Raw genomic sequence first — 21,597 nt, 5'->3', positions numbered from 1 at the left:
ATGTTTGGCTTTAGGGTTAAAAGTATTTATGTTGTTAGAAAACGAAAAAAGGATTGAGTATTTACGCGAGCGGATAGCGGAAGCATGCGAGCTATTGGCTAAAGATGAGCAGGCGGTTTTGTATGCCTCCTCATCAGAAGAACTTGATAAATTTGAAGCAAGTTTGCGCTCAACCCGGCTGCGTATAAATGAATGGCGTTCAGAGATAAATGAACTGGTAACACAAAACCAGCCTCTTGTTGAGCCTGAAACATTCGAGGAAAACGGGCAGTCTGAAAATGTTGGCGCGGCTTTTAAGTTGCGGGATTTAGCCAAATCAGCCTTATTTTCTTCTAATGTTGTAGCTGTTGTGCCGGAACTGCCCGAATTTATATTTGCGGAAAATTTGGATTCTGATGTCGCTACTTTAGGCGAAACTAAGAATACCCTCGCTGAGATGGAGGCGCCGGAAGTTACTGATGCGCCTCAAGAGTTGCCTTCTATCACAGCTTTAGACGAAAATACTTTTGGCAAGGTTGAAGAGGTAGAGGCGCTGCCCGATTTCGGAATGGATCCCCCCACTATAGAGAAGACTCTAACCCCGAATGCCACCAATACAAAACAGACCATCCGCCTTTTAACAGACCATTTGGAGAAAGAGCAGACTATTAGCAAAACGATTGAGACGGCTAGGATGGGTAAGGTAACCGCTTATCTGAACCGCGCTCAAATGTATGTGCGCTTAACCGAATATAGCAACGCTTTTTCTGACATGAATCGGGCGATAGATGTGATGCCCGAACGGAGTAATGGCTATCTTGAGCGTGCAAAGCTCTATTTTCAGTTGAAGGATTATTCCCGCGCTTTGGTTGACCTCAATAAAACGATTGCGCTGGATGCTACTATTGCAGAGGCATTCTATAAACGTGGGCGTTGCTATTTTATTTTCAAGGACTACCGAAAAGCGGTTGATGATTATACTCGCGCTATTAAGTTGAACCCCAAAGATGTATATAGCTATAATAATCGTTCTAAAGCGTATCTTTATCTTAACGATGATAAAAATGCCATCGCCGATGCCAGCAAGGCTATAGAACTCAATCCAAATGACCCTTATTCCTATAATAATCGGGGTAAGGCTTATTTTTATCTTGAGGATTATCGGAATGCGATGACCGACCTTAACCACGCTATTGAGCTTGCGCCCGAAGAAGCGTATGGTTATAACAATCGGGGACGCGCTTTTTTCTACCTGAATGACTATCACAATGCCATAAAAGACCTTACCCGCTCTATAGAAATAATGGGGGAAGATGCCGATGCTTATGCCAATCGGGGTATGGCATATCTAAATATTACTAACCACCATAGCGCGATTGAAGATTTTACACATGCGATTAAACTCCAACCGCGCAATATTTACGCCTATTTTAATCGGGCGCGTTGCTATATGGATATGGGAGAATATAACAAGGCGTTAGCAGATTTATCTTTTGTGATAGAATCAAACTCTCATAATGTACAGGCTTATTATTACCGCGCTCATGTTTCTTTCAAGTTAAAGAAATATTGGGACACTGTTGTTGATATGAATTTTGTGATTCAATCCAGTTCCTCTAACGCCCCCAATCTGAGCGATAATTTGTTGATGCGCGGTACTGCCTACTATAATTTGCAAGATTATGAGCATGCTTTGGTTGATTTTACGCACGTGATTGAGCTTGACCCCATTGATTCTAATGCGTACTATCGTAGAGCGCGTACTTTCTTCTATCTAAAGGATTACCCTAGCGCTTTGCAGGATTTCAATAAAGCTATTACCCTCAACCCTAATGATGTTTATGCCTATAACAACCGCGCTAAAACCTCTTTTATGCTTGAGGAGTTTATCTCTGCTATTACCGATGCCACTACTGCCATTGAGTTGAAACCAAATGACCCGTTTAGTTATAACAATCGCGGTTATATATATTTTCAAACTAATGATTATCCCACTGCGTTTGACGATTTTAATAAGGCGTTGAGCCTTAACCCCAAAGACCCGGATGTTCTAGCAAATCGTGCTTTGGTTTATCAACAACTGGATAGGCTGGAAGAGGCTCTTGCTGACCTGTCAAGCGCGTTAGTAAGTGACCCGCATAATTACGATGTCCTTTTACGGCGGGCGCGTGTTTTCTTACATCTTAAACAATTCGATAATGCACAGCAGGATTTGAATAAAGTCATTAAGCAGAAGCCCCAAGAAGCCATGTTGTTTGTATTGAGAGGTTCTAGCTATTATAAGCCACAGGATATGGTCAGGGCTTTGAGCGATTTTAATAAAGCCCTTGAGCTAAATCCAAATGACCCGGATACTTTGTACAATCGTGGGGTCTGTTATTTTCGTTTGAGCAGTTTCCAAGAAGCCGCTAAGGATTTATCCCAATCTCTGCTTCTAAAGACAGATAATCCGCTTGCTTATAAATATAGAGGCAAAGCCTTCCTTAATCTGGAAAATTATCGAGGCGCAATAACCGACTTTACCAAAGCTTTGGAACTTGCCCCGCAAGATGCCGAAATCTTTATCTCGCGTGGTATAGCCTATTTGCAAAATGGCGCTTATGAATCCGCTATCGCTGATTTTGATTCCGCTGTTAAAGAATATACCAATGACTTTCAGATTTATTACAATCGAGGTAAAGCCTTTGCTGCTATCTTTGAATTAGGCAAAGCCTTACAGGATATAGATAAAGCCCTTGAGCTAGAGCCAAATAGCCTACCCGCTTTGTTGGATAAAGCGGAAATCTGTGTTCAGTTAGGGCGTTTCTCCGAAGCAGTTCAAGTTTATTCAGAAATTCTAAAGCTCGACCCGGAAAATGCGGATGTCTATGAGGGACGGGCGTTTTGCTACGAAAAACTTCGCGACAAAAAAGCGGCACAACGCGATGTTGCAATGGTTAGAAAATTCCGCAAAGTTAAATGAGTTTGACAAGCTCGATGAAACTACTATACTACACTCTCGGTAATACAATTTTGAGCTTAATCGGGTAAGAAAAGTTGCCCGATTTGTGAATATTGTAATTCTATTTGATGCTTAATAATTTATGGAGGATTCCTAAATGGCTATACTGACTTCACAAGCCTATGCCGCCAAAGATTTTAATCTTGCCGGGCTGAATGGCATTTCCGATAAAACGCTTGAGATTCACTTCGCGCTTTACAAGGGCTATGTGACCAATACTAACACCCTTAATGAGCAGATTGCCGACTTAATCAACAACGGCAAAATCGGTACTCCCGCTTATGCTGAGTTGAAACGCCGCCTTGGCTTTGAATATAATGGAATGGTACTACACGAATATTATTTCGGCAACCTGAAGAATGGCGGCAGTGACGCGCCCACCGGCGGCAAGTTGATTGATGCTATCTCTGCCGGCTATGGCGATTATGAAACTTGGAAAAGTGATTTTGTAAAAGTTGGGGCGATGCGCGGTGTGGGTTGGGCGGTAGCTTACCAAGACCCTAGCTCCGGGCGTATTTCTAACCACTGGATTACCCTGCACGAAGATGGCAACCCCGCCGGTTATAAGCCGATTCTGGTTATGGACGTGTGGGAACATGCTTTCCTGTTAGATTATAAGCCTGTCGAACGCCCCAAATATATTGAAGCCTTCTTTAGCAATATTGATTGGGCTGCCGTAGAAGGTCGCTTACTGTAAATTATGCCGCAAGAGAATCAGCCGCTGCCGGATAATACGCTTGTTTCTGAAAATAGCGAGAACCGCCAATCCGGGGCGGCTGTTTCGATTAATGAAGAATCCTATGCCGAGCATTATGAATATACTCGGCGACATCTCCGTAAGGATGAGCTAAGTACCCGCTATACTCAGGTAGTGAATGAGATGGAAAATGCCGGTTGGGAGTTTGCTTCTCTCAAGGCTACTTATGGTTATGTTCGTACTTTTTGGGAGCAGGAAGGGCGCGGTCCCTTTCAAGGCTGCTATCTGATTTTCCGCCGTAGAGTCTCAAGAACATTGCCAAATCCCTGAGCAATCGGGGGATTGGTGGCAATAAAAGAAGGGCGACTCCAGCGTCGCTCCTACGGGTTAATTCTCATGGTATGGTAAGAGGGCTTCAATCCAAAATCGGCAATCCAAAATCCAAAATGGAAGGCGCCCTCGTTCGGTGGCGCAATTCTCATAGGTTGGGGGAAGGAACTATTAATATTCTGTTAAGGTAGTAAAGTTCTAACTATTGTACAGTTAATTACAGCAAAAAACCTGTTCATGACAGCCTCAAACACGCTAAAGTGCAAGTGTCGTAGAGCATATTCGGATAAATGCCGGTACAAGGAGCAGGAACAAAGCTGTAGCGGGGTTTGCAAAAAATGTGACCCATAGCTACCAGATTCTGAGAACTAATTTAACCCTGTTCGATTCTCCGGTAAAACAAGTATTCCCAGAGAAAAGAGGTACACTATGCACAGTATCAGTACAGGCAGTTCGAGTATTACCACCCCTCCCTCGAATGTTCCATTCCGTTTCATGAATTACATCTGGATTTCGACATACTGGTTTGCGCTTTCATTTTTATGGGGTGGCTTCCTAAGTGTAGTATTGCCGGCTTTAAACAAGCCGCTGGCAGAACCTATTTTTGGCAATAACTATGAAACGGCGCGTGGCATCCTCAGTTCAATCGGATTAATTATCGCGATGTTCGTACAGCCTTTATCGGGCGCAATCAGCGATAATTCTTCTCACCCGATGGGGCGGCGGCGACCTTTCATTATCGTGGGTAGCCTTGGCGGGTTAGCCGCGTTAGCTCTTTGCGCGTTAGCTTTTAACTGGTGGATTTTATTAATCGGTTATTGTATCTTGCAATTTACCGATAACACGGCGCAAGGCGCATATCAAGGTTTGATGCCGGATACTGTGCCGGAGAATAAAAGAGGGCGAGCTTCCGCTTCTCTGGCAATCGCGCAGCTTTCAGGTACGCTATTCGGCGCGGTTGTGCCGGGCATTTTACAGGGAATAATGGGCGAGATAGATGGCTCGCGCATGATGTTGTTGCTCAACGCGGTGATATTTGTTATTGCTATGCTGCTGACTGTAATCTTTGTTAAGGAAAAGCCCTACCACCCAACGGTTAAAATCTCGCCGATGCGTGCCGGTTTCAATATGTTTGGCGGGTTGCGAAAATATCCAGACTTTTTAATCCTAATGGTGGCGCGTTTCTTGTTCTTAACTGCGCCTGCCACGATTTCGCTTTTCGCCAAGTCTTTTCTGGAGCGCGAGGGCTTCATCAAGCCTAAAGTGAACGCTGCCGGTCTTCCGGTAGATGCCAATGGCTTAGCGCTGCTTGACCCTTCCAAGTATGTGATAGAAGCCGGCTTCACTTTGAGCATCTTGCTAGGTTTGGTGATTATCGGGGCGGTGGTGGCTTCGTTTCCTGCTTCGCTGCTCTCCGATAAAATCGGGCGCAAGAAGGTAATTTATCTGGCTTCTGTGTTTGGTCTGATAGGCGGTTTGGGGCTGTTCATTCCGCGTATGATAATGGCTAACGCAGTACAAGAGAGCCTGAAGCTTTCCGGCTTTGTCGCGCAACAAGACTATCTCGATACGGTACGCCCCGGCGCAACTATTATGGTAATTATTTTTGGGGCTTTGGTAGGTACTTCGTGGGGTTCGTTTATGTCGGTGGACTGGGCTTTCGCCACAGACCTGATACCGCTTTCCGAAGCCGGGCGTTTTATGGGCTTGAGCAATCTTGCCACCGCCGGTTGCCAAGCGTTTGGCGCATTTGTGGGCGGGTTTATCGTAGATAGCGCGTTGGGCTATAGCGGTTTGTTCGTGGTAGTGGGTTTGTACTACCTGATAAGTATTGCCATCCTGACGAAAGTAAGGGAAACTCGTGGGCGAGGGGCGCACCCTCTGAACGAGGGCGAAGTGTTAGCCTGAAATTAGAAAAGCGGGGCTTTTACACCCCGCTCTTTTTTTACTTGCCGACAACTTCCAGCATATCTGGTACACGATAGAATTTAACTCGTGGGCTGCCTTTTTGCTCACCTCGCGCTATTTCGGCTTTGTTAATTAAATGCCAATCAGCGTAAGTGACATATTTAATGCTGCGTTCTTGTAGTAGCTTTTCTATTAGCGCAACATCGCGGTTTTCGTCAGAGATACCGGCAAGCTCCGGCACATCCTGTACCGCCGAAACGACAGTAGCAGCCGAGTCAGGCTTGTTAGTGCCGATGATGCCGGAGGGTCCGCGTTTCGCCCAACCAACTACATACTCGCCCACAACAACCGCGCCGCCTGCGCTATCGGTTACGCGCCCGGCAACATTGGGGATAACGCCGCTTTTCGAGTCGAAAGGAACATCCGCCAACGGTGCGCCTTTGTAGCCTACCGAGCGGAAAATCATGCCAACTTCCAGCGTTTCATATTCGCCGGTGCCGATTGCCTTGATGCTGCCGTCCGCGCCTTTTTCAAGGCGGTTCTTCTCAATCTTGACTGCCGATACCTTGCCATCCGTGCCGATAACTTCTACCGGAGAAACGAGATAACGGAAATCAACCTTGCGGTCGCCTTTTACTTGCGGGTTGGCGGCGTATTGGCGCATAGTTTCCACGTTTTTAGTGGCAGCCTTATCGCCGGGAAGAGCCGCCGCGCTGTTTTCGTCTAGTTCGAGGGAAGCCGGGTCAATCACTACGGTCACGTTCGGGAGTTCGCCAAATTCCTTGAGTTCAGGGTTGGTGAAAGCAGCTTGCACGGGACCACGCCGCCCCAACAAAATAACCTCTTTTACTTTGCTTTGGCGCAATTTTTCGATGGTGTAATCGGCAATATCGGTTTTTGCCAATTCGTCCGGTTCGGTAACAAGGATACGGGCTACGTCCATTGCTACGTTACCGTTACCAACTACCGCGACCCGCTCGCATGAGAGGTCAAATTCGAGGTCACAATAATCAGGGTGAGCATTGTACCAGCCTACAAAGATGGTGGCGGGATAGCTATTTTCTAAATCCTCGCCGGGAATACCCATTTTACGGTCAGATTGCGCCCCAACCGCATAGATAATCTGGTCGTAATATTTTTTCAAATCGGCGTGGGTAACATCTTTACCTAAGGTTACGTTGCCAAAATAGCGGAAGTTAGGGTTTTCCGCCGTTTTGTCGTAAATACGGGTGACGGCTTTAATGGATTGGTGGTCGGGCGCAACGCCTTCCCGCACTAACCCATAGGGAGTGGGAAATCGGTTGAACATGTCGATTTGAACAACTAATCCGGTTGTTTTGAAAAGCGCTTCGGCTGCGTAAAAGCCTGCCGGACCTGCCCCAATGATAGCAACCCGCAACGGGCGCGATTCTGTACCAAGCTTGTGTTCCATTGGCTAATCCTCAATTTTCTTCCTTGTAGGTGCAAATTATAGTCAAAAAGCTCTTTGTTAAGGATATAATACCATATTGTGAGAAATTGCACTTTATGGTTTTTTGGAATTAATGATAGAAAAATAAGGGCTTTAATGCTCGGAAAAACCCGGCAATTGCCCTCTTTAAATAATCTTAGCAATTGGAAGGAAGGCGTTAATTCTGGTTGTTGCTACGCAAAAATTCGGTGGTAGGGTCTGGGTACGCGGTGTAAAAGTCAATCGCGCGTAACAATAGGTGCATGTTATGGTCGTAAATCATGTGCTGACGCAAGGCAATTTTGCGCCCATCCTCTGCTTTAATTACCAGCAAGCCGCGTTTACCGCCGGAAGTAGTTTGCGGCAGCATTATGTAATAGGTAATTAGCAATTCAAGACCGGGCAGGGCTTCGCGCAACTCGTCTGCTTTATTCTGAGTCTCGTACACGTCCACTATTTCAAACCAATTTATTTTGGTTTCGCCGCGTTTGTGGCTGTAAACGGAGAGATATTGCGGGGTAATAGTTACGCGCTGGCGGGTACTGTACGAGTACCAGCTATAGTAAATCAAGCCTATTTCGAGCAACGCTACCAGCAGGGCGGGGAAAACCCACCAGAAATTATCGGCGACTTTGAGGAAAAGGGCGACAGTTACTGCCCCGCCCATTAGGATGAAGAAGCCGGAGAAAAGGATACGCGCCAGCAGAGTTTCGCTGAAAGTGCTAGTTTCCATTGGTTATGCCACCGTAAGCTGACCGTTAAGCCGGGTTATTTCCAGCACGATTGAGGCAGCGCGGTACAAATCGCGCACATCTAGCCACTCGTTGACGGTGTGGATAGAGCGCATTCCCGTACCTAGATTAGCGCAGGACAAGCCTTTTTTGTTGAAAATATTAGCGTCACAGCCCCCCATCATTTCCATCGGTTGCACCTGATATTCCAGATTACGGGCAGCGCGTATCACCAACTGCACAATGGGCGAATCTTCGCTGAGGTTCATGCTGTCATAGCTACGCTCGATGTGAGACTCCACGCTGGCGTTGAGTAGCTTGCCATCCACCTCAACCTGATAACGTGCCGCCGCCGCTTTAAAACACTCGTCCATATGCGCCACTTGCTCATCGAGTTTCGCTTCGTTTAGGCTTCGCGCTTCGCCATGCAATACCGTTTTATTGGGGATAATATTGGTGGGACCGCCACCCTGTATAAAGCCGATGTTGGCAGTGGTTTCGCGGTCTATTTTCCCAAGCTTCATATTAGCTAATGCTTCGCCGGCAATTTTGATTGTGCTGATACCCTTTTCAGGAGCCATCCCCGCATGCGCCGCCACCCCGTTAATTGTCCATTCCATATGGGCGCTGGCGGGGGCTTTGATGAATAGATAGCCCACGTCATCGCTATCTAGCACAATGCCGTATTTAGAGTTAAGCCGGGTTGCATCCAGAAATTTCGCGCCTAGCAAGCCCACTTCCTCGCAAATAGTAAAGACTGCTTCGATTTCGCCATGCGGTATATTTTTTTCGACTAGCGTACGGATAACTTCCACGATGATAGCGCATCCGCTCTTGTCGTCCCCGCCTAGAATAGTTGTGCCATCGGTGCGAATGATGTTGCCCTCAATAACAGGCTTGACCCCTTCTCCCGGTACAACCGTATCCATATGCGCGGCGAGAAAAAAAGCCGGAGCAGCGGGATTATTGGCAGCTAGGCGACAAATCACATTCCCGGTATTTCCGCCCGCAAACTCACCGGCAGCGTCAATTTCTACGCTTGCGCCCAATTCTTCCATCACCGCTTTAAGTTTCAAAGCTACTTCGCGCTCTTTGCGGCTGTGGCTATCGGTGGTAATTAAATCAAGAAAATGTTCTTTAAGGCGGGCTTCGTTTATCATCGTAATCGTTTTCCTCGCTAGGACGTATTTATTATCGGTTTTTAGACAGGCGTAACCCAGATTTTGCTGGCAATTTTGATACCTATTGTCACTTCATGCCCATCATCGGTCATAGCTGAGAGTGTTTCGCGAAAGGGCGAACTGCTTTTGATGGTGAGTAGCGCTCCGGGCATCAAATGGTGTTCTTGTAAATAGCGCAATAAGCCCGGTTCATGTTCGGCTTCTTCGGTTATACGCAATAGCGCTACTTTTACGCCGATGCGCGTTTGGTCGAGCGGATGCGCTTCTTCCGGCAGTATAAAGCCGCTACCGGGAATTGGGTTGCCATGCGGGCAGGTTTTGGGATTGCCCAAAAAGCGGGTTAGGGCTTTTTCTACACTTGGCGAAATAGCATGTTCAAGGCGGCAGGCTTCTTCATGGGCGGCTTCCCAATCAAATTCTAGCACATCCACCAACAAGCGTTCCAGCAAACGATGGCGGCGCGAGAGTGACAGCGCCACTTCTTCGCCCATTTTGGTTAGGCGAATACCCTTATTTTTCTCATCCAACATTATAAAGCCATGTTCTCTGAGGCGGTTTATGGTAGCGTTTACGGTGGGCGGCGATACATTCATGCGCTCGGCAAGACGCGCCGCAATTACGGGCTTGCCTTCTTCCAGCGTCATATTATGGATTGATTCGCAATATTCTTCTACTACTTCTGTGACCTTGTGGTCTTTATTTTGGTCGTGTTGTGCGTGTAATGTCATTATTTTCTCCTGAACAACCTGAGAGATACAAACCCAGCCTTATTTTAACAAATCTGGCAAGGTTTATAAAGAAAAAAGCGGGGCGGGATTCGGGTTCGTAGGGGCGTGTCCAGCCACCCTCATTCGGTGGCGCAAATTCTGGGGATTTGTAGGAGCAACCTCCGTGTTGCGACAAGAACCGCCCCTACGGGTTAATTCTCATGGATTGGGCGAGAGGGCTTCAATCCAAAATCGGCAATCCAAAATCCAAAATGGAATGCGCCCTCTTTGTTTGGCGCAAATCTCATGGGATTGGGGCTTAATTAAGAATATCCCTTTTCCAGAAGCGGACGGTGGCAATCGCAACAAATCCGGCACAGATAAGCAGCAGCAGACTTTGCGCCGTCCAATCCGCGCCATTGATTATTGGTCGTCCGTATTGGCGGAAGATGGACATTTGCGCCACCCAATTTGGCAATTTGAAAAGGTCGGAGAGCAAATCGGCTAAGAAGCTCAATAATATTAAACCGCTCAAAATTCCAACCGCTACCTCTGCTTTTATGGCTGATAGCAAATAGCCCGCCCCTGCCACCACCGCGCAAATTACCCAAAGCCCAAAGAAAGCCCCTGCCGCCTTGCCTACGTTGACCGGAACATTGCTAACCAACGTTACAAGCCCGAAAATTACCGCCTGTATGAGTACATAAAGGGTTGCGGCTACCAACGTTGCCGCGAAACGCTCTAGCAATAGGCGCGGGCGCGACTTCGGCGTACTGAGCAGCAACTCTAAGTGTCCCTCGTTTTCCTCGCCCGACCAAACCGCAACTTGTGTGATGGCGTAAATCGCTGCCAATACCGAGAGAATCAGGAAAAGCGAAATTGCCAGAATCCCTTCGTTGGTCATTTCAACGTTAAAACCGATGTTTTGAAGTATATCCGAGCTTTTAAGAAGGTCGGCAAATATTTGGCGATAGCTGTCGGTGGCGGGTACAATTAGCAGGATATAAGCGGTTATAGACAAGCCCCAAATTATCGTTCCCGGCAACAATTCCCCTAGCATGAAGGTAAAATTATTGCGTAGCCAAAGCGAGCGCGTGGCGGTTGTGTTTTGATAGCTTTCTGATTTGACCGCAGCGCGGCTTCTGAAAAGCTCAAAATATGCGCCGTGGTCGCGCTTAATGTAGCTTACTACTGTCGGAACGAGTAGCACAAGGTTTAGCCCTATCAATACCGCTAGAGCTACCGCGCTAGTTCCAACGCTTCGGGCGAGCGGTTTGCTCTCGTCATAATAATAGAAGGGCGAAATATATTTCAGCCATTCAAAGGTTGGTAGCTGATACGCGATATTTTTTATAAAGTAGGTGAATGCCATAATGCCGATTGTCCAGCTTGAAGCGGCTTTGCGCGACATAAAATTGCCTAGCAGCAACCCCAACGTGCCGAATACCATCGCGGTAATGCCAACATTAAAGGCAGTCAGCATGGCAGAGGCAGCGTTAACCCCTGAGTTCGCCGCAGTTGCGCCGCCGCCTAGCGTTCCCAAGCCCCACAACGCTACTATAATAAAGAGCGATACCAGCATCCCGCCCCATTTTTGGAGGATGACCGAGACTCGCGTTTTAGGGGTAGAGAGCAACACATCTAGCGAACCGCGCTCCTCCTCGCCCCGAATAAGCATTGTTCCCATGAGCAGCATAAAGAAACCGAGCAGCGCGGGAACCATATAAAGATATTTGGAATGAGCGTAGCCACCCGCCGTATCCACATCGGCGGCTTTGCCCGTCAGAATAATAAAAGAGTTAAAAGCTTTATAGGCTTCATCTATTAACTGAGCTTTGTTAGCTCCATTCGGGAACACGCCGTCATACGCCTTTATTACGCCGAGCATCAGCAACCCGCCGAGAATGCCCCAAATCAGGATGGCGCGGGTGTTGTCCCGGATAGTTTTCAGGAAGATATTGCGTAACATCATTCCCACCCCCTACTTCTGTTCGCGATAATAATCGAGAAAGGTTTCTTCCAGCGAAGGCTCACGGCTGACGAAGTTTAGCACCGTATAGCCCGCTAACACTTTCAAAACCTTATCCAGAGATTCGGCGCGTGCCACACAGCGGACAGTCTGGAGGTGGTCGTTGGGCGCAACCTCGAAACGGCTCAAGCCGGGAATTGCGTTCAAGGCTTCCAGCGGTACTTGCCCGTTAAAGGTAATTTCAAGGCTATGGGCTTTAATATCGGTGAGTTCGCTAATCAGCCCTATTTTTACCAACTTACCCTCGCGGATGATGGCTACCCGGTCACAGACCTTTTCCACCTCGCTCATGATGTGTGAGCTTAAAAAGATGGTGGAGCCGCTCGCTTTTGTCTCTTGGATGAGCTTGTAAAATTCTTGCTGATTGAGGGGGTCAAGCCCGCTGGTGGGTTCGTCCAGTACCAATAGGCGCGGTTTGTGCATCAACGCTTGGATTACGCCCACTTTTTGTTTATTGCCCCGCGAATATTGCTTGAACTTTTTACTCATATCGAGGTCAAGGCGTTGCGCCAATTCCTGCACATATTTCCAATCCACGCCGCCGCGCAAATTGGCGAAATATTCCAGCGTTTTTACGCCTGTGAGGTTGCTATACAGCGTGAACTCTCCGGGCAAATAGCCGATATGCTTGCGGATTTCCACAGTATCGCTTTGGCTGTCTAGCCCAAAGATACGGGCTTTCCCGGAAGTTGGGTAGATAAGGTTCAGGAGCAAACGGATAGTAGTGGTTTTGCCCGCGCCGTTTGGTCCGAGAAAGCCGAATATTTCGCCCTGCTCAACCGTCAAATCGAGTTCAGTAATGCCCCGACTCGAACCGTAGTTTTTGGTGAGTTGGTTGAGTTCGAGGGCGTACCTGCTTTGCTTTATATTAACCGGGCTTTCTGCTTGCTGTGTTGTGCTACTATTTACCATTTTCTTTCCTTCTGATTTTCAAATCTTGTTATCGCTATTCATAAGCCTTCTTAGCCTAACAATAACACAGAAAATGCCTTATAAACCGTTATAACTCTTTTTGCGATTATTGTAAATACTGAAGCGTATTTGAATACGCCCTTCCCAATTTCCCCCAAATTTACCCACCCATCGAGGGCAATAGCAACCTCCCACAGAACCCGAACCCTCCGAACCCGTTCCCGTAGGGGCGACGCTGGAGTCGCCTTTCCCCCGATTGCTCTGTCTTGCAACCGCCTTGATTTACATCTGCGGCAAGTGCGGTTATTATTATGAGGCTTAGAATCAGGAAAGAAGGAGTAATAAATGGCTTCAAGCTACGAGTATATAGAACCGATTGAAATTGAACTTAAACGCGCTGATAGCTGTATGGTGGTGCAGTGGAATGACGGTCATGTCGGGCGTAACACCTTTTTGACCTTGCGCTGGAATTGCCCATGCGCCGGATGCGCTGGGGAAATGGGGTCTAAGGGTCGGCTTGATATTGTGCAGGAGCTAAAAGCTGATGAATATGTTTTAGAGAGCCTTGCCCCAATCGGACTCTATGCGTTGCGCCCTGTCTGGAAAGATGGGCATGATACGGGGTTATATACCTACGATTGGCTACGCGCTTTGTGCGAATGTGACAAATGTATGGCGGAAAATCCCGGAAAGTTCCAGAAGCGCCGCTTGTTGCGTGGCTAAGCTGAACTAACGATTGAGCATTGTTTCGAGGGTGGCTTTGACTGCCGCCCATTCACTATCCAGAATGCTGTAATAGACCGAATCTCTGATATAGCCGTTATATAGTACGCTATGATTTCTCAAGATGCCCTCTTTTACTCCGCCAATCCGTTCAATTGCGGCTTGCGAAATCAGGTTGCGTTTATCGGTTTTTAGGCAAACGCGGATGGCTTGCTGCACTTCAAAAGCATGCTGCAATAATAGATACTTGCATTCGGTATTGCGGGGACTGCGCCAGTAATCCCGCCCTATCCATGTCCAGCCTATTTCCAGATTGCGGTTAGAGGGCTGAATATCGAGGTAGCGGGTGCTGCCGATTGCTCGATTAGAAGCGCAGTCAATGATGGCGAAGGGCATTTGTGCGCCGCCAACTTTTAGGGCAAACGCGCTCTCGATTAGGCTGTTTATTTCCTCCAAACGGGTTGGGCGTGGCGAGGGCAAATATCGCCAGACTTCATCGCTTTGCGCTGCCTCGAACAAATCCGCCGCATGAGCATGCGTCAACGGTTCTAGCCTTACATGCTTTCCTTCAAGGATAACGGGCAAAATCTTCAAAATAACCTCTTCTAAGAATAAATTAATCGGTGATTAATATAACATGAGGTTCTTTTGAGATGCAAGCGCAATCGAGGGCAAAAGCAACCTCCCACAGAATTAAAACCCTCTCACCCAAACCAACGCCCCGAACCCCGTTCCCGTAGGGGCGTATTTGAATACGCCCTTCCCCATGATTGCCCCCATCAAACGAAAAACGCCACCGAACGAGGGCGCTTGCCCTCGATAAAATAGTTACAAAGCCAATTCAATTGTTATATTTTGCGCCCCTTGCCATAGGATTATTTGACCCATTTCTTTTAGCCATTGGCGACCTTCTATTATAGAAGCAAAATGATTCCCGGCAAGCTGACCGAGTTTACTGGAAAACATACAAGCGCCATAGGGAAATAAAATCTCGGTTTCGCTCAAATTGCCGGTATAAATCAGAAGTTCGCCGGGCATGGGGTGGCTGGTATGGTTCTCGTAGCCCACCCCAACCGGAAACGCGCCCATCGGAACCCATGCCGCTTCCCCGCTCCACCGCGCCTGAATCAGTTTACTGCTGAATGGCAACATTTTACGTAGGGCTGCACAGGTCTGAGGGGCGTTTTCTTCTTCCAACGTAGCGGTAAAGTTGAAAGAACCGACCTTGATATTGAGCAAAGTGTTCGCCATAAATCCCCTTTTATCTTATTGCGACCATTCGGTAGTCGGGCGCTTCCAACGATGCGCTTTTAGCTGTGTCATTAGCGCGTCAGGGAGTGGGGCGGTGCCGCTGGCGGCAAAGTTGGCGCGTACATAGGCAGGGCGGCGCATTCCCGGAATGATGGTATGCACATCGGAATTGGCGAGGATGAAACGCAACGCCATATCAGTCATGGAAGAACCATTCGGCACGAGGAGGCGAAGGGCTTCGGCACGCGCCACGCTTGGAATCAGGTTTTCAGGCACAAAATAGGTGTTACGCCAATCGCCTTGGGGCCAGTGCGATTCGGTGGTAAGCATGCCGGTGAGCGTGCCTTCATCAAAGGGTACTCGCGCAATTACGCCGATGTTAAGCTCACGGCACAGCGGGAAAAGCTCATCTTCTGGGTTTTGGTCGAAAATGTTATAGATTACCTGTACCGCATCTATGAAGCCTGTACGCAAAGTACGCAGCGCGTTCCACGGCTCCCAACGGTTGATGCTGATTCCAAAGTTGGAAACCAACCCTTCGCGCTTGAGGTCATCCACAGCGCGTTGCCAGCGTTCGTCCTCCGCCCATGCGTCTTCCCAGACATGGAATTGCATGAGGTCGAGATGGGACAAGCCAAGATTGGTTAGGGTTTTTTCGGTGTACTCACGGATGTGTTCGGGCGGGAAGCAATCTTCCAGAAGGTAGTCCCGCTGCGAGGGCCACTTAAAGTTTTTGGGCGGGATTTTAGAGGCGGTATAAAGCCGCTTGCTGGGGTTAGAGCGTACCAAATCGCCAAGAACACGCTCGCTTGCGCCTGCTCCGTAGCCCCATGCGGTATCAAAGAAGTTACAGCCCAGTTCCACGGAGAGTTCCAGAGCAGCGCGGGTTTCGTCTTTATCAGAGCCGGTCCAACCTGCCAGCCCCCACATGCCGTAGCCGATTTCGCTAACTTCCCAGCCCGTTCTGCCAAAAGTACGGTATTGCATATGCTATATTTCCTTCTATTTTGTATGGTCTTCCCGACCACTCTTTTTTGGTATTACATAACAGAATAATACAAAAGAGGTAAATATGCCAATACGTTCGATTATTGGCAATCGGGCAAAGGGCGTATTCAAATACGCCCCTACGGGAATGGGTTCGGATTGGTAGGAGCAACCTCCGTGTTGCGACAAGAAGCGCCCTCGTTCGGTGGCTTTTAAATTTAAGTTGACAATACCCCCAAATGCTGGCAGGATGCGCCCATCGGGTTTTAAGCAAAGCGCCGGAAATTTGGATAAACCCCCCGACAACTGCTGAATATTGAAAAAGAGCGTGCTTGGAGAAAAGAAAGGCAATGAGTAAGTGACCGATAAACAACTGAGCGAACCTACCGTCGCAATCCCCAAACCGCATAACGCTTACGCTACAAGCAAAGTAAACTTTTGGGAGATTTTACGGATTTGGCTATTAATTGGGGTACAATCTTTTGGCGGCGGTTCAGCCACCATGTTTTTAATCCGGCGGGAACATATCACCAAACGCAATTGGCTCACTGAAGATGATGTTAACGAATTTTGGGCTTTATGCCAGCTAACGCCGGGAATGAGTATCATAGCGCTCTCTATTCTTATCGGGCGAAAACTTAAAGGCTGGAAAGGTATAGTGGCAGTATTGACTGGCTTGCTCTTCCCTAGCGTTATAATTACCACGATATTAGCGGCAGGCTTTAACGCAGTGGGAAGTTTGGCTCCGGCGCAAGCTATGCTCAAGGGCGTAATTCCCGCCACCGCCGGGCTAAGTCTTGCCGTCGCCCTGCAATTTGCTATCCCGCTACTCAAGAAAGGCTGGAACGAAAAAGTCGCCAGCTTTAGCTTTAGCCTGTTAGTAATCGGGGCTTGCGCTACGCTGTCCGGTATTTTCAAATTTTCGGCAAGTTTTCTCCTAATCGGTTCGGGAACGCTGGCAGCGTTAATTTTCCCGCGCATCTGGTGGAGCATTCAGCAGACACAGGAGCAAAGCAAATAGATGAACCCCCTAGAGTTTTTCCTAACCTTTCTCAAAGCGTCCCTCTTTTCTACCGATGGTCTTGGCAACTTGCCGAGTCTGCATCAAGATTTGCTGGCGAATGGCATTGCCACCGATACCGATTTTAGTCGTTCGGTTGCGTTGGGTCAGATTAGTCCCGGTCCAAACGGACTGTGGGCGTTGGCTCTCGGCTATTTCACCTACGGCATATTGGGTGTAATCCTTGCCTTTATCGCGATTATCATCCCTCCCTTCATCGTTCTGCTATTGGCAACGGTGCATCGGCGAATCGAACATCTAACGTGGGTAAAAGGTCTGATGCGCGGCGTATCATTGGCTGTGGTCGGGCTTTTTATTATTGTCATAATTTCACTGGTTACTAGTGTTGGGCTAGAATGGAAAACCGTAATTGTTATGATAGGCACGTTTGGTCTGAGCTTCAGCCGTAGAGTAAACATCCTGCTCATTCTCGGTCTCGCTGCTCTGGGAGGTTACCTGCTGTACTAGCTTTGGGAAGGGCATATCGCGTTCGGAGGGGTTCGGGGGTTCTAGTAGGAGGCTGCTCTTGCCCTCGATGTTGCGCCCTCGTTCGGTGGCGCAATTCCCATGGGATGGGGGCAACACACAAAGGGCGACTCCAGCGCCCCTACGGGTTAATTTTCTTGGCGTGTTGACATTGGAATACCGACCTGGGTTGCTGTTTCACAAAGTTGCAAAAAGGAGAAAAACTTAGTAAACTTAGAGCATTAGAGAACCAAGGCTGCCAACCGAAATAATCAAGGAATTGCCATTTAACAGAGTTTATGGCGCAAGCTCTACGCGCTAAATAGTTTGGTCTAAATTCAAGCTTGAACCTAGAATTTACGTTTACGTCAAACTACTTGTAAAAGAACATACTCATGTTTTATTATCGCTATGGCTTAATCCTTAAAACAACAATAATCGTACTTGTCGTATTTGTTCTGGTAGCTATTCCTTCCAGACCTGCTGTTCACTCTGCAAAAACACTACCTTGCGCGGAATTTATCGGCTTTACCGGACCGGAAACCACCTCCGCTAATATTCCCTTTACATGGGCTAAACCTGCAGCATCTCTGAATTACCCTCAAATTCCACGCTATGCCGATTTAGATTTGAGGTTACGCCTAGATTTGCGCCGTCCCCCCGGTATGGAACCGGCAGTAATTGAAATATTCGAGAATACCCAAAACCCTGAAGTTGAACCGCGTCTTATTGCTACGCTTAAAGCGGTAGAGAGCAACAATGATGTGCAGGATTACTACCTGAAAATCCCGGCGCGTCTTTCAGGCAAAGGCTTGTCGCTTGATTTCCACAGCAACTTTTTTAAAGCGCCCTCTGACCCTCGTAAGCTCTCATTTATTTTTTTTGAATCTGAGTTAAGCCTTCCCCGAACCCATATACTTAAACTATTTTTCCCCTACCCCTTCTGGATAGCGGGACTAGCGCTACTCTGGCTTGTTAGCGGGTGGTGTCTGCGTGCTGGCTTGCGCGTACCTGAAGTGTTTTTGCTGGCTGGAATGCTCGGTTTTGTACTTGCCACAATAGCCCCTTCTACTTTCCAAAGTTCTTGGTGGCTATTATTGGTAGCAGCAGGAATGGGTCTGCTTTATACCGTTGATTGCTATCTTCAGAGATTGGGCAAAACTTCGGCATGGCTGCTTTTTGGCGCGGTGGGGTTGCTGATACTTTTTTTCCTTTTCGCTCCCGATGGACATCGTTCTGACATCAGGACTTACCACATTTGGATCGAATCAATCCATAGAAATGGTCTTTGGAACATTTATAATAATACCCCCTCTCTTGATTATCCCCCTTTGATTGTCTATTTACTTTGGCTATATAGCCTGATAGTTTATCCGCTTGGGCTGGAATGGAATGATGTGGTATGGCGGGGCTTTAGTGGTCTGCTTTTCTTACTAATGCTCGCTATCTTGTATCAGTTTATCCGGCTAAAAAGAAAAGAGCCTGCTAATTTATCCATCCCTCCTACCCGGTGGCTGTTATTGGTCGGGTTTAATGCTGCACTATTCTACAACTCGGTAATTTGGGGTCAAACGGATATTATACCGACTCTGTTATTGGTACTAAACTTCTACTATGCGTGGCGCAAAAAGCCAATGGCAGGGGGCATTACGGCAGGGCTAATCCTTATTTCCAAACCCCAAGCATGGTTTGTTTTACCGCTATTAATTTGGATGCTAGTGCAGCGGTGCGGGTGGAAAAAAGGGATACTCTCTCTTTTCTTGGGAGGAACTATCGCTTTTGGAATGTCAGTTTTTGCTTTTGGGCTAGATTTCAAAGCTGTTTACAACTATTTTAGCAGCCCGGAACTGGCAGGAGAATATCAGGTTTACGGGCATGCCTATAACTTCCAATTTTTGATGCTAGGGGCAGCGCGGGTGGAACTGCCCTTCTGGTTAAGTCTGGCGGGTTTTGCGGCGGTAGGTCTAATATTAGCATTAATCTTGTGGACCACCAGAGGACAGAAACAGCCCCTTAAAAAGTATGCGCTAGGGGCAACGCTACTTGGCACCGCCTGCTTCACCTTTTTAATCAAGATGAAAGAGCGTTACCTGCTATACAGTTTGCCGATAATGTGGCTGGCTACTTGGCAAGAACGCAAATATAGACTCCCCTTTCTTGCTTTGTGCTGGCTACAACTGGCGCACTTGATATTTTCCTTGCAATATAAAGGGCTTATATACAGTTTCTATTTTTGGAGTGATATTTTTGCTCAGGATTGGACGCAACGAATACTTGCGCTAGGGACACTTGGGGTTTTTATCTGGCTGAGTTACCTTTACTGGCAAGAAATTCAAAATAAGCCTGCAACCTCTAAAATGGAAGAACCAAGTTTGCCAACCGAAATAACAGAGCGGTTGCCGATAGAAGTCTAAAATTGACCGCATAAAAAAAAGCCCCTACTTAAAGGGGCTAAAAACGAGCTTACTCAACCACCATGGAAAAGAGATAACCTCTCATGCCTAGCTTTTCCGCCGAAAGCAAATAGCGGGGATTATTGGGGTCATCTTCTAGCTTACATCTAAGCCGATAAAGATGGGTATCAACTGATTGCGTCTCACCGATTAAACCGCATCTATGCAAGGTAAGGTACAGTTTTTCGGTAGTTACGACTGTCCCGGCTTTAGACATCAAACATTCCAGCAATTTTGATTCAGGCTTAGAAAGTTGAATGGCGGGTTTATTGGGAATAACCAAACGCTGTTCAGTAATAAGCAACTCAATATTGTTCACCACCAAGCGAGGCAGAGAGGGAGCTTTACGAGGAGAATTTTTATTATCTCCTATCATTAGCTTAACTCTTTCTACCAAATCTTTCAACACAAAAGGTTTGCGGATGGTATCTCCGGGATAACGCATATACTCGCGTTGTCGGTGGGGGCTTTCACAGGTGAGCAATATTACAGGCAAACTGGGATGTTTCTTAGCCAGCATTTCGCAATATTCAGCGCCGTTACCATCGGGCAGAATCTTGTCAACAATTGCCAACCATGGTTGGCTTTGGCGCAAAACTTCGTTAGCTTCCTCTATATTAGTCGCTTTTGCTACTTTAAAACCACTACCTTTTAATAAGTATTCCACGACCTTTAAGGTTAAAGGCTCGTCTTCCACAACTAGAATATTCATGCCTACTCCACATAAGGGTTTTACTAGGCTAATTTAAGCATGAGCGTAAGTTATCTGTACCCTATGTCATAAATCTAAAAGAACACACATAAAATAATAGCACAAAATATGACAATGAATATGACAATAATAGGCTAGAATATGACAAAAACATTTCTTTTTCTTATAGTTTTTTAATGTATCAACCGCCCTGTATAGGCGTTTGTAATGTACGTTCCAGCAATTTTACCGCTGCATAAACCGCCTCAAGGTGCGGAGTTGGTACGCTCACCAACCTGCCCAACTCTACCACCGCCCCCACGATAGCCTCAATTTCGGTGGGTCGCCCGCTCTCAATGTCCTGCAACATCGAGGTTTTGTGCGCCCCTACTTTCTCCGCCCCCGCGATGCGCTGCTCCAGCGTTATGCCAAAATCTACCCCCAATTTCTCGGCGATAAGTTGCGCTTCATACATCATGTCGTGTGCTAGTTGGCGGGTTAACGGATAGCGGCAAATGTCCTCCAGCGTGGCGCGAGTCAGAGCGCTGATAGGGTTAAAGGCGAGGTTGCCCCACAGCTTAACCCACAACTCGGAGCGAATGCGCGGACGAATCGGCGCTTTCAAGCCCGCTCTATTAATCGCTTGCGCCAGCCTAGCAATACGCTCGGTTTTTGCGCCGTCCAGTTCGCCCAACGAAAACCTATCCCCCTCCAGATGACGCACCACGCCCGGTTCTGCCAGTTCTGCTGCCGGGTACACCACACACGCAACTACCCGCGCAAGCTCGATATTGGCTTCTATCAGCCCGGCGGGGTCAACCGCTTCCATGCGGTACTGCTCATAGGGGCTGTTCTGCTTGCGGAAGTACCACCACGGCACGCCGTTTTGCGCCAAAACCACCATCGTATCGGGGCGATACATTGCCCGCATAGCGGGGGCAATTGCCGCCAAACTATGCGCCTTGAGCGTCACGATAACCGCGTCTTGCTTATCGGCTTCGCGCATATCGGCGGTGGCATAAACATTCTTCGCCAGATATTC

19 protein-coding genes are annotated in these 21,597 nt (G+C 47.7%); 8 read left to right on the top strand and 11 right to left on the bottom strand.

Annotated elements, in window-relative coordinates:
• The first annotated feature begins 28 nt into the window (after positions 1-28).
• The 4 genes from WCK19_RS13730 (at position 29) to WCK19_RS13715 (ending at position 5,915) form a co-directional block, all read left to right on the top strand.
• Positions 29-2,941, top strand: coding sequence for a tetratricopeptide repeat protein (locus tag WCK19_RS13730; RefSeq protein WP_342397957.1), 2,913 nt, complete (start codon positions 29-31; stop codon positions 2,939-2,941).
• Between the two features lie 136 nt (positions 2,942-3,077).
• Complete coding sequence (locus WCK19_RS13725) at positions 3,078-3,677, top strand: Fe-Mn family superoxide dismutase (protein ID WP_342397956.1); 600 nt, start codon at positions 3,078-3,080, stop codon at positions 3,675-3,677.
• Between the two features lie 3 nt (positions 3,678-3,680).
• Entirely contained in the window at positions 3,681-4,007 is a 327-nt protein-coding gene (locus WCK19_RS13720) for a hypothetical protein (protein WP_342397955.1), read from the top strand.
• Positions 4,008-4,436: 429 nt separating this feature from the next.
• Positions 4,437-5,915 (top strand): MFS transporter, encoded by a 1,479-nt coding sequence (locus WCK19_RS13715; protein ID WP_342397954.1) that lies wholly within the window; start codon positions 4,437-4,439, stop codon positions 5,913-5,915.
• A 37-nt stretch (positions 5,916-5,952) separates the two neighbouring features.
• On the opposite strand, the gene WCK19_RS13710 is transcribed toward WCK19_RS13715, so the two are convergent.
• The 6 genes from WCK19_RS13710 to WCK19_RS13685 all read right to left on the bottom strand — a co-directional run bounded on the left by WCK19_RS13710 (position 5,953) and on the right by WCK19_RS13685 (position 12,925).
• Positions 5,953-7,347 (bottom strand): FAD-dependent oxidoreductase, encoded by a 1,395-nt coding sequence (locus WCK19_RS13710; RefSeq protein WP_342397953.1) that lies wholly within the window; start codon positions 7,345-7,347, stop codon positions 5,953-5,955.
• Positions 7,348-7,543: 196 nt separating this feature from the next.
• Entirely contained in the window at positions 7,544-8,098 is a 555-nt protein-coding gene (locus WCK19_RS13705) for a hypothetical protein (RefSeq protein ID WP_342397952.1), read from the bottom strand.
• 3 nt (positions 8,099-8,101) lie between these two features.
• Positions 8,102-9,256 carry a M20/M25/M40 family metallo-hydrolase gene (locus tag WCK19_RS13700; protein WP_342397951.1) on the bottom strand — a complete coding sequence of 385 codons (1,155 nt, stop codon included), beginning with the start codon at positions 9,254-9,256 and terminating at the stop codon, positions 8,102-8,104.
• A gap of 41 nt (positions 9,257-9,297) precedes the next feature.
• Entirely contained in the window at positions 9,298-10,005 is a 708-nt protein-coding gene (locus WCK19_RS13695; RefSeq protein WP_342397950.1) for a metal-dependent transcriptional regulator, read from the bottom strand.
• Between the two features lie 298 nt (positions 10,006-10,303).
• Positions 10,304-11,956 carry an ABC transporter permease subunit gene (locus WCK19_RS13690; protein ID WP_342397949.1) on the bottom strand — a complete coding sequence of 551 codons (1,653 nt, stop codon included), beginning with the start codon at positions 11,954-11,956 and terminating at the stop codon, positions 10,304-10,306.
• Positions 11,957-11,965: 9 nt separating this feature from the next.
• A complete protein-coding gene (locus tag WCK19_RS13685) occupies positions 11,966-12,925 on the bottom strand; it encodes an ABC transporter ATP-binding protein (protein ID WP_342397948.1) in 960 nt (319 codons plus the stop codon).
• A 345-nt stretch (positions 12,926-13,270) separates the two neighbouring features.
• On the opposite strand from WCK19_RS13685, the gene WCK19_RS13680 reads away from it, so the two are divergent.
• Positions 13,271-13,648 carry a DUF971 domain-containing protein gene (locus tag WCK19_RS13680; RefSeq protein WP_342397947.1) on the top strand — a complete coding sequence of 126 codons (378 nt, stop codon included), beginning with the start codon at positions 13,271-13,273 and terminating at the stop codon, positions 13,646-13,648.
• Between the two features lie 6 nt (positions 13,649-13,654).
• On the opposite strand, the gene WCK19_RS13675 is transcribed toward WCK19_RS13680, so the two are convergent.
• The 3 genes from WCK19_RS13675 to WCK19_RS13665 form a co-directional block, all read right to left on the bottom strand.
• A complete protein-coding gene (locus WCK19_RS13675; protein WP_342397946.1) occupies positions 13,655-14,242 on the bottom strand; it encodes a GNAT family protein in 588 nt (195 codons plus the stop codon).
• A gap of 234 nt (positions 14,243-14,476) precedes the next feature.
• Positions 14,477-14,899, bottom strand: coding sequence for a DUF3830 family protein (locus WCK19_RS13670; RefSeq protein ID WP_342397945.1), 423 nt, complete (start codon positions 14,897-14,899; stop codon positions 14,477-14,479).
• 15 nt (positions 14,900-14,914) lie between these two features.
• Positions 14,915-15,886: an aldo/keto reductase gene (locus tag WCK19_RS13665; protein ID WP_342397944.1), complete on the bottom strand. Its 972-nt coding sequence runs from the start codon at positions 15,884-15,886 to the stop codon at positions 14,915-14,917.
• A gap of 358 nt (positions 15,887-16,244) precedes the next feature.
• On the opposite strand from WCK19_RS13665, the gene WCK19_RS13660 reads away from it, so the two are divergent.
• From WCK19_RS13660 to WCK19_RS13650, 3 genes are all read left to right on the top strand, one after another.
• Positions 16,245-16,907 carry a chromate transporter gene (locus WCK19_RS13660; RefSeq protein ID WP_342397943.1) on the top strand — a complete coding sequence of 221 codons (663 nt, stop codon included), beginning with the start codon at positions 16,245-16,247 and terminating at the stop codon, positions 16,905-16,907.
• Complete coding sequence (locus WCK19_RS13655) at positions 16,908-17,414, top strand: chromate transporter (protein WP_342397942.1); 507 nt, start codon at positions 16,908-16,910, stop codon at positions 17,412-17,414. It begins immediately after the preceding gene.
• A gap of 392 nt (positions 17,415-17,806) precedes the next feature.
• On the top strand, positions 17,807-19,825 hold the full coding sequence (locus WCK19_RS13650; RefSeq protein ID WP_342397941.1) for a glycosyltransferase 87 family protein: 2,019 nt from the start codon (positions 17,807-17,809) through the stop codon (positions 19,823-19,825).
• A 49-nt stretch (positions 19,826-19,874) separates the two neighbouring features.
• Here WCK19_RS13650 and WCK19_RS13645 read toward each other — a convergent pair whose 3' ends face one another.
• Together WCK19_RS13645 and WCK19_RS13640 are read right to left on the bottom strand one after the other, a co-directional pair.
• The gene (locus tag WCK19_RS13645; protein ID WP_342397940.1) at positions 19,875-20,576 is read right to left on the bottom strand and encodes a response regulator transcription factor; all 702 of its coding nucleotides are present in this window, start codon (positions 20,574-20,576) and stop codon (positions 19,875-19,877) included.
• Between the two features lie 181 nt (positions 20,577-20,757).
• A partial coding sequence (locus WCK19_RS13640; protein WP_342397939.1) for a 2-dehydropantoate 2-reductase occupies positions 20,758-21,597 on the bottom strand: 840 nt, incomplete at its 5' end.

It is taken from the genome of Candidatus Chlorohelix sp., from assembly GCF_037138995.1.
GTDB lineage: Bacteria > Chloroflexota > Chloroflexia > Chloroheliales > Chloroheliaceae > Chlorohelix.
Note: the sequence above shows the minus strand (reverse complement) of the source record. Positions and strands in the feature narration are given on the sequence as shown.